At 66.0% G+C, this 12,550-nt stretch carries 10 protein-coding genes; all 10 read left to right on the top strand.

All coding sequences use genetic code 11. The annotated features are described in order from the left end of the window. Positions 1-2 precede the first annotated feature (2 nt). From LPW29_RS02970 to LPW29_RS02925, 10 genes are read left to right on the top strand one after another with little or no spacing between them, the layout of a single operon-like run. Positions 3-1,715 (top strand): peptidoglycan D,D-transpeptidase FtsI family protein, encoded by a 1,713-nt coding sequence (locus tag LPW29_RS02970; RefSeq protein ID WP_238626786.1) that lies wholly within the window; start codon positions 3-5, stop codon positions 1,713-1,715. Next, on the top strand, positions 1,712-3,220 hold the full coding sequence (locus LPW29_RS02965; RefSeq protein ID WP_238626783.1) for a UDP-N-acetylmuramoyl-L-alanyl-D-glutamate--2,6-diaminopimelate ligase: 1,509 nt from the start codon (positions 1,712-1,714) through the stop codon (positions 3,218-3,220). The genes LPW29_RS02970 and LPW29_RS02965 overlap by 4 nt, the downstream gene beginning before the upstream one ends. Continuing rightward, complete coding sequence (locus LPW29_RS02960) at positions 3,217-4,596, top strand: UDP-N-acetylmuramoyl-tripeptide--D-alanyl-D-alanine ligase (protein ID WP_238626781.1); 1,380 nt, start codon at positions 3,217-3,219, stop codon at positions 4,594-4,596. The genes LPW29_RS02965 and LPW29_RS02960 overlap by 4 nt, the downstream gene beginning before the upstream one ends. Next, positions 4,577-5,659, top strand: coding sequence for a phospho-N-acetylmuramoyl-pentapeptide-transferase (gene mraY / locus LPW29_RS02955; protein ID WP_090250809.1), 1,083 nt, complete (start codon positions 4,577-4,579; stop codon positions 5,657-5,659). The genes LPW29_RS02960 and mraY overlap by 20 nt, the downstream gene beginning before the upstream one ends. Positions 5,660-5,684: 25 nt before the next feature. Continuing rightward, positions 5,685-7,001 (top strand): UDP-N-acetylmuramoyl-L-alanine--D-glutamate ligase, encoded by a 1,317-nt coding sequence (murD, locus tag LPW29_RS02950; RefSeq protein ID WP_238626779.1) that lies wholly within the window; start codon positions 5,685-5,687, stop codon positions 6,999-7,001. Further along, positions 6,998-8,197 (top strand): putative lipid II flippase FtsW, encoded by a 1,200-nt coding sequence (ftsW, locus tag LPW29_RS02945; RefSeq protein WP_238626777.1) that lies wholly within the window; start codon positions 6,998-7,000, stop codon positions 8,195-8,197. Before murD ends, ftsW begins: the two co-directional genes overlap by 4 nt. Beyond that, the gene (murG, locus tag LPW29_RS02940; RefSeq protein ID WP_238626776.1) at positions 8,194-9,282 is read left to right on the top strand and encodes an undecaprenyldiphospho-muramoylpentapeptide beta-N-acetylglucosaminyltransferase; all 1,089 of its coding nucleotides are present in this window, start codon (positions 8,194-8,196) and stop codon (positions 9,280-9,282) included. The genes ftsW and murG overlap by 4 nt, the downstream gene beginning before the upstream one ends. Next, a complete protein-coding gene (murC, locus tag LPW29_RS02935) occupies positions 9,279-10,709 on the top strand; it encodes a UDP-N-acetylmuramate--L-alanine ligase (protein WP_238626774.1) in 1,431 nt (476 codons plus the stop codon). The genes murG and murC overlap by 4 nt, the downstream gene beginning before the upstream one ends. Continuing rightward, positions 10,706-11,608: a UDP-N-acetylmuramate dehydrogenase gene (gene murB, locus LPW29_RS02930; RefSeq protein ID WP_238626773.1), complete on the top strand. Its 903-nt coding sequence runs from the start codon at positions 10,706-10,708 to the stop codon at positions 11,606-11,608. The genes murC and murB overlap by 4 nt, the downstream gene beginning before the upstream one ends. Beyond that, on the top strand, positions 11,605-12,540 hold the full coding sequence (locus tag LPW29_RS02925; RefSeq protein ID WP_238626772.1) for a D-alanine--D-alanine ligase: 936 nt from the start codon (positions 11,605-11,607) through the stop codon (positions 12,538-12,540). Before murB ends, LPW29_RS02925 begins: the two co-directional genes overlap by 4 nt. The last annotated feature ends 10 nt before the right edge of the window (positions 12,541-12,550 follow it).

Raw genomic sequence — 12,550 nt, 5'->3', positions numbered from 1 at the left:
CGATGAAAGAGGAAACCACAGGGGTATCCCGCTGGCGGCGCCTGGTGGTGCTGGGTGCGCTTGTGCTCGGCTTTTCCGCCGTGCTCGCCCGCGGCGTGGATCTGCAGGTGGTGCAGCAGGATTTCCTGCGCGGCGAAGGGGATGCCCGACACCTGCGCGTGGTTTCCCTCCCAGCCCACCGGGGCATGATCATGGATCGCGAGGGTGAACCCCTGGCGGTCAGTACGCCCGTGGATACGGTCTGGGCCAACCCCCAGGAGGTTCTGGAAGAGCCGCAGCGCCTGACGGAGGTGGCCCGGGTGCTGGGTTTGGAGCCGGCCGCTTTGCATCGGCGGGTGTCCGATCGGGCCGATCGTGAATTCGTCTACCTGCGTCGCCACGTGACGCCCGATGTGGGGATGCAGGTATCCGAGTTGAACGTGCCGGGCGTGGCGCTGCAGCGTGAGTACCGTCGCTATTACCCCATGGGAGAGGTGGCTTCCCATGTGCTGGGTTTCACCAATATCGACGACCAGGGGCAGGAGGGTATCGAGCTGGGCTACAACGCATGGCTGACCGGTGAGCCGGGGGCCAAGCGGGTGTTGCGTGATCGCTATGGACGGGTGATCCGTGACGTGGAAAACATCCGGCCGGCGAACCCCGGGCAGGATCTGCGCCTGACCATCGATCAGCGGCTGCAATACCTGGCTTATCGGGAACTCAAGGCGGCGGTGCATGCCCACGGTGCGCGGGCAGGATCAGCCGTCATCCTCGACGCTCATAGTGGCGATGTACTGGCCATGGTCAACCAGCCCTCCTATAACCCTAACAACCGTGACACCCTGCAGGGGGACCGGTTTCGCAACCGTGCCGTCACGGACCTGATCGAGCCAGGGTCCACCATCAAGCCCTTTACCGTGGCCGCTGCCCTCGAGTCGGGGCAGTTTCAGCCAGAAACCCTGCTGGAAACCAGCCCCGGCACCCTGCGTGTGGGGCGACACACCATTCGTGACATTCGCAATTATGGCCTGATCGACCTGTCCACCCTGCTGATCAAGTCTTCCAATGTGGGCGCCAGCAAGCTGGCCATGGCCATCGAGCCCCAGCAGTTGTGGGAGACTCTCTACCAGGTGGGCTTCGGTCGGGCCACCGGCAGCGGTTTCCCCGGGGAGGCCGGTGGCACCCTGCGCGATTTTCTCTATTGGCGCGAAGTGGATCGGGCCACTCTGGCCTTTGGTTACGGGGTGTCCGTATCCGTGCTGCAACTGGCCCGATCCTATGCCGCCATCGCCAATGAAGGGATGATGCCCGAGCCTCGTTTCGTGCAGTCCCAGGACTCCCGTCCGGGGCAACGGGTCATGCATGCCAGCACGGCCCGCACCCTGGTGGACATGCTGGAGGCCGCGGTGTCCCCCGAAGGCACCGGCGTGCGGGCGCGCGTGGAGGGTTACCGGGTGGCGGGCAAGACCGGTACGGTGCGTAAATCCACCGCTGGCGGTTACAGTGAGGGGCGTTACCTGTCCCTGTTCGCCGGCATGGCGCCAGCCAGCAACCCCCGACTCGTGATGGTGGTGATGGTGGACGAGCCCAGTGGCGATCAATACTACGGTGGGCAGGTGGCAGCACCCGTGTTTTCCAATGTGATGCGGGGCGCCCTGCGCCTGATGGACATCCCGCCGGACGACCTGCCCGAGTTGCGTTCCGTGTCCGGCTCCGGCCAGGGGCACCCGGCATGACCCTGCGCGGCGCTTCCCACCCTGCCTGGCGCCTGTCGGAGCTTCTGAATCCGCATGTGAGTGTGCCCGCGGAATGGGATCGAGAGATCACTGGCCTGTGTCTGGACAGTCGCCGGGCTCAACCCGGCGAAGTCTTTTTTGCCCTGGCCGGCCACGACCATCATGGGCTGACCCATGCCGCTGAAGCCATTCGCCAGGGCGTGGCAGCGGTGGTCTGGGAGCCTCTCAAGGGGGGCAGCGCGCCCCACCTGGGGGATGATGTTCCCTTTATTCAGGCACCGGACCTTCGCCGCTACCTGGGCCAGGTGGCGGCACGCTTTCATGGGCATCCGAGCCGATCCATGAAGGTGGTGGGCGTCACGGGTACCGATGGAAAGACCTCGGTGTCGCAGATTCTGGCGGCTGCCCTGGATAGCGAAAGCGCACCCTGCGGAGTGGTGGGAACCCTGGGCTGTGGTCGCTGGGGTGCGTTGCGTGACCCGGGGTTGACCACGCCTGACCCGGTCACCCTGCATCGGTGGCTGGCCGAGTTGAGCGCTCAGGGCATTCGCCAGGTGGTGATGGAGGTCTCCTCCCATGCCCTGGCCCAGCACCGGGTGGCAGGCGTGGACTTCGACCTGGCCATCCTGACCAACCTGGGCCACGATCACCTGGATTATCATGTGACCGCTGCCGCCTATGGCGAGGCCAAGGCCAGGCTGTTCGAATGGCCGGGCCTGAAAACGGCGGTGCTCAATCTGGATGACCCCTTCGGCCAGATGCTGGTCGGTCGCATTGAAGGTCACGTGCCGATTCTCGGCTATGGCCTGCGGCCCGATCCGGCAGGGCGGGATCATCTGCAGGCCTCGGATCTGCACCTCGGGCCCGAGGGTGTGCGTTGTCGGGTGCATACCCCCTGGGGCGACGGCGAACTGGAAACCCGGCTGCTGGGCCGGTTCAACGTGTTGAACCTTCTGGCCGCTCTGGGCGCGTTGCTCACTCTGGACGTCACCCTCTCCGATGCCCTGGAGCGCCTGTCGCGCAGTCCGGTCATCCCCGGGCGTATGGAGTGTTTCCGTGGCAGCCATGGGTCCACGCTCGTGGTGGATTATGCCCATACCCCGGAGGCTCTGACTCAGACTCTTCAGGCGGCGCGGGACCATTGCAGCGGGCATTTGTGGTGCGTGTTCGGCTGCGGGGGCAACCGGGACCGGGGCAAGCGCCCCCTCATGGCCAGGGCCGCCGAGCGGTATGCGGATCACGTGATCCTCACCAGTGACAATCCGCGATGGGAGGATCCCCTCACGATCATTGAGGAAGTGAGTCGTGGCTTTGCTCGCCCCGATGCGGTGCACATCGAGGTGGAAAGGGACGCAGCGATCCGTCATGCCTTCATGCAGGCCGGATCCCGGGATATGGTGCTGGTGGCCGGTAAGGGCCACGAAACCGGACAGGTGGTGGGCAGCGAGGTGCGACCCTACAGCGACCGGGATCTGGCCCTGGCCCTGACCGGGGGTGGCGCATGATGCGGCTCTCGCTTCAAGAAGTGGCGGCCCTGTGTGACGGCAGCCCGAGCGGCGGGAATGTCATCGTGACAGGGGTGTCGACGGATAGCCGCCAGGTATCCGGGGGATCGCTGTTCGTGGCCTTGCAGGGGCCGCGCTTCGATGCCCATGAATTCATTGACGCCTCCCTGCCGGCCGCCGCCGTCATGGTGAATCGTCCCGTGGTGTCCGGGCACCCCCGGATCCGGGTGAAGGATACCCGTCTGGCTCTGGGGGCGCTTGCCGCGGGGTGGCGCCGTCGTTGCCCGGCCGAGGTGGTGGCCCTCACCGGCAGCAATGGCAAGACCACGGTCAAGGAGATGCTGGCCGCCATCCTGCAGCAGGCGGGAGATACCCTGGCGACCCAGGGTAACCTGAACAACGAGATCGGCGTGCCCCTGACCCTGTTGCGTCTCTCCATGGAGCACCGGTTCGCGGTGATTGAGATGGGGGCCAACCACGCGGGGGAGATCGCTGGCCTCACCGCCCTGGCAGGCCCTCGGGTGGCGCTGATCACCAATGCCGGTCCGGCCCATCTGGAGGGCTTTGGCAGTCTGGAAGGCGTGGCCCGCGCCAAGGGCGAGATCTTCCAGGGGCTGGGCACCGACGGGGTGGCAGTGATCAACGCCGATGATGCCTATGCGCCGTTCTGGATGGGCCTGAATGCGGGGCGTCGCACGCTGCTGTTCGGCAGCAGTGAACAGGCACAGGTGCGGGTGGGGCAGGGCGCCGATGGCAAGGCATGGATTCGTCATGAAGGTGCGAGTGTGTGCCTGGACCTGGCCCTGCCGGGGGCTCATAACCGCCTCAATGCCGCCGCCGCCGCCGCCGCGGCCCTGGCGCTGGGTCTGGATCTTGACACCATCGCCGCCGGGCTGGCCTCGCTGGCCCCGGTGCCCGGGCGACTCATGCGGCGCCGCGGACCGCATGGTATCAACATCATTGATGACAGTTACAACGCCAATCCGGCCTCCACCCGGGCTGCCGTGGACATGCTGCTGGACGAGCCCGCGCCCCGGATCCTGGTCCTCGGCGACATGGGTGAGTTGGGGGGGGGCGGCCCCACCTTGCATCGTCAGACCGGTGAATACGCCGCCGCCCGGGGCATTGACCGACTGCTGGCGGTGGGCCCGCTGTGCCGCCACGCGGTGGAAGGTTTCGGGGCAGGCGCTACCCATTTCAAGGATCGGGAGGCCCTGATCCATACCCTGCAAGCAACCTCGGGTGAGGCCGGGACAATCCTGGTCAAGGGATCGCGGGGGCGACGCATGGAGCGCATCGTGGAAGCATTGATCACGCCGGATGAGCGGCAAGAAGAACCATCGGGGAGCCAAGAGCATGCTGCTCATTCTGTTTGAGTATCTGAGCCAGTACTACACCGCACTGAGCGTTTTCCAGTACCTGACCCTGCGTGCCATCCTGGGCGTGCTCACGGCGCTGCTGATCGCCCTTTGGGTCGGGCCCACCATGATCAAGCGCCTGACCCTGTACAAGGTGGGCCAGCATATTCGTGACGATGGCCCCCAGACCCACCTGGGCAAGGCGGGTACGCCCACCATGGGCGGGGCGCTGATCCTGGTGGCTGTGGCCGTCAGTACCCTGCTGTGGAGCGATCTGGGAAACCGCTTTGTCTGGATCGTGCTCATCGTCACCCTCCTGTTTGGGTTAATCGGTGGCATCGACGATTACTTGAAGCTGCGTTACGGCAACAGCCAGGGGCTGTCGGCCCGCAAGAAGTTGCTGTGGCAGTCGGTGGTGGCCTTTGCCACGGCGATCCTGCTTTTCTACACGGCGCAAAACCCCATCGAGACCACCTTGATCATGCCTGTCTTCAAGGATGTGGCCATCGATCTGGGGCTGTGGTTCATCCCCCTGGCCTGGCTGGTGATCGTGGGCTCAAGCAACGCGGTGAACCTCACCGACGGTCTCGATGGCCTGGCCATCATGCCCTGCGTGCTGGTGGCGGGAGCCCTGGGCGTATTTGCCTATGTCTCCGGCCATGTCGTCTTCGCCGACTACCTGGGTATTCCTTACGTGCCTGGCGTGGGGGATCTTGTCGTCTTTTCGGCCGCCCTGGTGGGGGCTGGCATGGGCTTTCTGTGGTTCAACGCCTATCCAGCGCAGGTCTTCATGGGCGATGTGGGTGCCCTGGCCCTGGGGGCGGCCCTGGGGGTGCTGGCGGTGACCACCCGTCAGGAGGTCGTGCTGGTGATCATGGGCGGCGTCTTCGTGGTGGAGACCCTGTCGGTGATTCTGCAGGTGGTCTCCTACAAGCTCACAGGGCGGCGCATCTTTCGCATGGCGCCGCTGCATCATCATTTTGAACTCAAGGGTTGGCCTGAGCCCCGGGTGATTGTCCGTTTCTGGATCATCACCGTGGTGCTGGTGCTCATCGGTCTGGCCACCCTCAAGATCCGCTGATGGCGGTGTGGACGTGACGAAGGCAATGAAGACCTTGATCGTGGGACTGGGCAGCACAGGGTTATCCGTGGCGCGGTATCTGACCGCCCGCGGCGAACCCTTCTGCGTGGCCGACTCCCGCGAGAACCCGCCCGGTGCCGAGGCGCTCAGGGCCCTGGCTCCGGAGGTTTCCCTGTACCGCGGGCCCTTCGACCCTGACCTGTTCGCCGGTTTCGAGCGGCTGGTGGTGAGCCCCGGTGTCAGTGTGCGGGAACCCGCGGTGCGGGCGGCCGTGGCGGCGGGTGCCCGGGTGGAGGGGGACATCGAACTGTTCGCTCAGGCCGCCACGGCTCCCGTGGTGGCCATCACGGGCTCCAACGGCAAGAGCACTGTGACCACCTTGCTGGGCGAGATGGCGCGTGCCACGGGGCGTCGGGTGGCGGTGGGCGGTAACCTGGGTCCCCCGGCCCTGGACCTGCTGAGCAACCCGGAGCCAGATCTGTATGTCCTGGAGTTATCCAGTTTTCAATTGGAGACCACCGACTCGTTGGCCTGTGCCGCAGCGGTGGTGCTCAATGTTTCCGCAGATCATCTGGACCGTTATCGTGACTTGTCCGACTATGCCGAAGCCAAGTCGCGGATCTACCGCCGGGCCCGGGCCGCAGTGATCAACCGGGACGACCCGGTGGTCAGTGCCATGCAGCCGGAGGTCTCCCCGGTGAGCTTTGGTCTGGATGTCCCCGAAACGGGGCAGTTCGGCCTGCATGTGCGCAGCGGCGTGCAATGGCTGTCGCGAGGGGAACAGACCCTGGTGGCCGAATCCACCCTGCGGGTGGCGGGAAGTCATAATATTGCCAATGCCCTGGCGGCCCTGGCCCTGGCCGATGCCGTTGGTCTGCCCCTGGAGACCAGTATCGTGGTGCTGGGGCGCTTCACGGGTCTGCCCCATCGCTGCCAGTGGCTGACCACCTTCCGGGGCGTGAACTGGTACAACGATTCCAAGGGCACCAACCTGGGGTCCACGCTGGCGGCCCTGACCGGTTTGCCCGGTCGCGTGGTGCTGATTGCTGGTGGTCAGGGCAAGGGGCAGGATTTCACCCCGCTGCGCCAGGTGGCCCAGGAGAGGGCCCGGGCGGTGGTGCTCCTGGGGCAGGATGCCGGTGTCATCGAACAGGCCCTGGACGGCGTCGTGCCGGTGGTGCGGGCCCGCGACCTGGATCAGGCCGTGGATGAGGCGGCCCGCCTGGCGCGCCGTAAGGACAGCGTGCTGCTCTCCCCGGCTTGCGCCAGCTTTGACATGTTCCGGGGCTACGAGCACCGCGGCGAGGTGTTCGAGGCGGCGGTGCGGAGGCTGGTGTCATGAAGATGCTGGATCTCCAGGCAAGCCGCGATGTGGGCACCCGTCTGACGGTGGAGATTCACCAGCGCATTGACGTGGGCCTGGCCCTGGTGGTGCTGGCCCTGCTGTCGCTGGGGCTGGTCATGGTGGCATCGGCCTCCGTTGGCATGGCCGAGCCCTTCTATTTTTTCCAACGGCAGGCGATCTTCGTGGCCCTGGGGATGACCGCCGCCTGGGTCCTGTATTCCCTGCGCCTGGCCTACTGGGAGCAGGCGGGTCTGCTGTTACTGATTCTGGTCTATGTGCTGCTGGTGCTGGTGCTGGTGCCGGGTGTGGGCAAGACGGTGAATGGATCCACCCGCTGGATCTCGTTGGGTCTGTTCAACCTGCAGGTATCCGAGGTGGTCAAGCTGCTGATCACGCTGTATCTGGCGGGTTACCTGGTGCGACATGGACGCCAGGTGCGCGAGAGCCTGATGGGCTTTGTCAAACCCATGCTGCTGCTGGCGCTGGTCACCCTACCGCTGTTGATGCAGCCGGACTTCGGGGCTGCGGTGGTGCTCATGGCCATTGGCCTGGGCATGCTCTTTCTGGGGGGTGCCCGTCTGTGGCAGTTCATCCTGCTGCTCGGTGTGGTGAGTGGTGCCATGGCCTACCTGGCGGTGCAGACCCCGTATCGTATTGCCCGCCTCACCGGTTTCATGGACCCCTGGACCGATCCTTTCAACACCGGTTTTCAGCTCACCCAGTCACTGATTGCCATCGGCAGTGGCTCCTGGTTTGGTGTGGGGCTGGGAGGCAGCGTACAGAAGCTGTTCTATCTGCCCGAGGCCCATAACGACTTCCTGTTTGCGGTGATGGCCGAGGAGCTGGGACTGGTGGGTATCTGCGTGGTGGTGGGTCTGTTCGTCTTTCTGATCTGGCGTAGTTTCGCCATCGGTCAGGCGGCCGAGGCGGCGGGCCACCGGTTCGGCGCCTATCTGGCCTACGGCATCGGCATCTGGATCGGGCTGCAGGCCTTCATCAATATGGGAGTGAACATGGGATTGCTGCCCACCAAGGGTTTGACTCTGCCGCTGATGAGTTATGGCGGTAGCTCGATGCTGGTGACCTGTGCCGCCATGGGATTGTTGGCGCGAGTCCATCGGGAAACCGTGGAAAGCGGAGGCTGGCGTCGCCGAAGCCCTCGACGCAAGATCCGACCGGAGGGGCTCGCATGAGTCGGCGTCCCATCCTGATCATGGCCGGTGGCACCGGCGGACATGTCTTTCCGGGGCTGGCGGTGGCGGCCCATCTGCAGGCTCGGGGTGAAGTGGTCTGTTGGTTGGGCACCGCGCACGGTCTGGAGGCCCGATTGGTGCCCGAGGCCGGCATTCCCTTCCACACCCTGCCGGTGAGCGGTCTGCGTGGCAAAGGGCTGGGTACCTGGCTGCTGGCACCCTGGCGGGTCGGTGTGGCCCTCTGGGCCGCCCTTGCCCTGCTCATGCGCCTCAAACCTCGCGCCGTACTGGGTCTGGGTGGTTTTGCCTCCGGCCCGGGCGGCCTGATGGCCGCGGCCCTGGGCCGGCCCCTGGTCATTCATGAACAGAATGCCATCGCGGGTCTGACCAATCGCTGGCTGGCGGGTCGCGCCGACCTGGTGCTCGAGGCCTTTCCTCACACCTTTGCGACCCGCCACGAGGCCATGACCGTGGGAAATCCCGTGCGCGAGCAGATCCTGCATCTGCCGGCACCCGCCGAACGCATGGCGGGTCGGGAGGGGCCGCTGCGCCTGCTGGTGGTGGGCGGTAGTCTGGGTGCCCTGGCCCTGAATACCTGTATGCCCCAGGCGGTAGCGCGGTTGCCCCGGGAGGCACGCCCATTGATCCGTCATCAGGCGGGTGAGCGCACCGTGGAGCAGGCCCGGGCAGCCTATCAGGCTGCCGACGTGGAGGCCCGTGTGGATGCGTTCATCGAGGATATGGCCGAGGCCTACGCCTGGGCCGACGTGGTGATCTGTCGCTCCGGTGCGCTGACCGTTTCCGAGTTGGCCGCTGCCGGCGTGGCCTCGATGCTGGTCCCCTATCCGCATGCGGTGGATGACCATCAGCGCACCAATGGACGCTATCTGGCCGATCCCGGGGCGGCCTGGTTGATCCCGCAAACGCAATTCAATGCCGAGGATCTGGCAGCGAGGCTGCAGGCCATGACTCGCCCGCAGTTGCTGGAGATGGCCGAGAAGGCACGCGCCCTGGCCCATCCCGAAGCGACCCGGCGGGTGGCCGAGGCCTGTCAGGCCCTGGCGCAGGGAGGAGAGGGGCAATGAATGCACCCACTGCCATGATCGGCATGCGTCGCATCCGCCGGATTCACTTTGTGGGCATTGGTGGCTCTGGCATGGGCGGTATCGCCGAGGTGCTGGCCAACCTGGGGTATCAGGTCAGCGGCTCGGATATGGCGGAGAACGCGGTCACCCGGCGCCTGGAAGGGCTTGGGGTGGATGTGCATCAGGGTCATGATGCCGCCCACGTGGCCCATGCCGATGTGCTGGTGATCTCCAGTGCCATCCGTCCGGACAATCCGGAGCTATGTGCAGCCCGTGAGCGGCGCATCCCGGTGGTGGCCCGTGCCGAGATGCTGGCCGAGTTGATGCGTTTTCGTTATGGCATTGCCGTGGCCGGCACCCATGGGAAGACCACCACCACCAGCCTGGTGGCGAGCCTGCTGGCCGAGGGGGGGCTGGACCCCACCTTCGTCATCGGCGGACGCCTCAACAGCACCGCTAGCCATTCCCGCCTGGGGCAGGGCAGTTACCTGGTGGCGGAAGCGGACGAAAGCGATGCCTCTTTCCTGTGTCTGCAACCGATGATTTCCGTGGTCACCAACATTGATGCCGATCATCTGGCAGCTTATGAGGGGGATTTTGGCCGGCTGCGGGATGCCTTTCTGGAGTTCCTGCATCACCTGCCCTTCTATGGTCTGGCGGTGCTGTGCGTGGATGATGGCCATATTCGCCAGTTGATGGACCGTATCGGTCGCCCCATGCTCACCTACGGGGTGGAGCAGCCGGCGGATGTGCGGGCCACACAGCTGCGGGCCAATGGCACCCGCACCCATTTCCTTCTGCACCTGCCGGGTCGGGATGCCGGCTTCCCGGTCACCCTCAACCTGCCCGGGCGTCATAACGTGCTCAATGCCCTGGCCGCCGTGGCCGTGGCCCACGAGTTGGGGGTGGGCGACGAGGCCATCCAGCGAGCGCTGCAGGGGTTTCAGGGGATCGGGCGCCGCTTTCAGGTGTACGGCGAATTGCAGACCGCGAGCGGCCAAGTGCTGTTGGTGGATGACTATGGTCATCATCCCACCGAGGTGGCCGCGACCCTGGCCGCCGCCCGCGCTGCCTGGCCGGATCGCCGCCTGGTGCTGGCGTTTCAGCCTCATCGTTATACCCGTACCCGGGACCTGTTCGAGGATTTCACCGAAACCCTGTCCGAGCCCGATGCGCTGGTCTTGCTGGAGGTCTATCCGGCGGGCGAGGAGCCGATTCAGGGGGCCGACGGCCGCACCCTGGCCCGGGCGATCCGCATGCGCGGACGGGTGGATCCGGTCTTTGTGGATGCCCCGGAGCGCCTGGTGGAGGCCCTCAAGGGTGTCCTCGAGGATGGTGACGTGCTGCTGACCCAGGGGGCCGGCAATGTGGGCGCGCTGTCTGCCAGCCTGCCGCGGGCCCTCGGGGCGACAGGAGGCCTGGAATGACTGCGGGCCATCTGCGAGGCGAACTGCGCATCAATGAATGGATGGCGCGCCACACCTCGTGGCGGGTGGGGGGGCCGGCGGATCGCTGGTATCGCCCTGCCGATGTGGAGGACCTGGGCCGCTTCCTCTCCGGGCTGCGTGCTGGGGAGCCCCTGCTGTGGGTTGGGCTGGGCAGTAATCTGCTGGTGCGTGATGGGGGCGTGCGCGGCACGGTGATCGCCTGCAGTGGCATCATGGATGAACTGGAGATACTGGAAGATGATCGGGTCCGGGCCGGGGCCGGGGTGACCTGCGCCAAGCTGGCCCGGTTCTGCGCCGAGCATGACCGGGTGGGTGGTGAGTTCTTCGCCGGGATCCCCGGCGCCTTGGGGGGTGCCCTGGCCATGAATGCCGGGGCTTGGGGGGATGACACCTGGTCCCATGTACGGGAGGTGGTGACCATCGATCGCCAGGGGCGGATGACGCGGCGTCACGCCTCGGAATACCAGGTGGGTTACCGCTCGGTGCGTGGCCCGGGAGAGGCGGGGTTTGTGGAGGCTGTGCTCCAGTTCCAGGCCGGCGAGGGTGCCCGCAGCCGCCAGCACATCAAGGCGTTGCTGGCCCGGCGCGGCAAGACCCAACCCATCGGCCAACCCTCCTGTGGCTCGGTGTTCCGCAATCCTCCCGGAGATCATGCGGCGCGACTGATCGAGGCCTGCGGGCTCAAGGGTTTTGCCATCGGTGGTGCCCAGGTATCCGAGAAGCATGCCAATTTCATCATTAATACCGGTGGTGCCCGGGCCCAGGACATCGAAGACCTGATGAACCATGTGCGCCAGGCAGTCCAGGCGCATGACGGTGTGGCACTGGAGTCGGAGGTGCGCATCGTCGGTGAACCGCATCGGGAGGCTCGGGCATGAATCATTCGAACGTGGCGGATTTTGGCAAGGTGGCGGTGCTCATGGGCGGCTGGTCCGCGGAGCGGGAGGTCTCACTGCGCAGCGGTGCCGAGGTGCTCAAGGCCCTGCGGTCGGCCGATGTGGACGCCCATGGAGTGGATGTCGGTCGGGACATCCTGGATGTGCTGGCGCGGGACCGCTACGACCGGGCCTTTATCGTCCTGCATGGCCGGGGCGGGGAGGATGGCGTCATCCAGGGGGCATTGGAGGTGCTGGGCCTGCCCTACACCGGCAGCGGCGTGGCTGGCTCGGCCTTGGGCATGGACAAACTGCTGACCAAGCGTCTGTGGCGTGGCACCGGTCTGCCCACGCCGGACTTCCGGGTGCTGGAGCAGGGCTCGGACCCCCAGGCGATCGTTGACGCCCTGGGCCTGCCCCTGATCGTCAAGCCGGCCCTGGAAGGCTCCAGCATTGGCATGTCCAAGGTGGCGCGGCTTGAGGCGCTGGCTCAGGCCCAGAAGACGGCTGCCCGGTGTGGCGGTCCCGTCTTCGCCGAGCGCTGGGTGCGTGGTGCCGAGTACACCGTTGCCATCCTGGACGGACAGGCACTGCCGCTGATCCGGCTGGAGACCCCCCGGGCGTTCTACGACTACGAGGCCAAATATCAATCGGAAGACACCCGCTACCACTGTCCCTGCGAGCTGCCCGCCGAGGAGGAAGAGCGGCTGCGGCGGCTGGCGCTGGATGCCTTCAAGGCGGTGTCCGGTGAGGGCTGGGGCCGGGTGGATCTGATGCTGGATGGACAGGGTGGCGCCTGGCTCATCGAGGTGAACACCGTGCCGGGCATGACGGATCACAGTCTGGTCCCCATGGCCGCACGGGCGGCGGGGCTGGATTTCCAGGCGCTGGTCGTCCGCATTCTGGCCACGACCCTGACGCCGGGAGGGCGGTAATGCAGTGCGC

This window comes from Ectothiorhodospira sp. 9100, assembly GCF_022227565.1.
Lineage (GTDB): Bacteria > Pseudomonadota > Gammaproteobacteria > Ectothiorhodospirales > Ectothiorhodospiraceae > Ectothiorhodospira > Ectothiorhodospira marina.
This window is presented reverse-complemented; position numbering and strand designations above follow the sequence as displayed.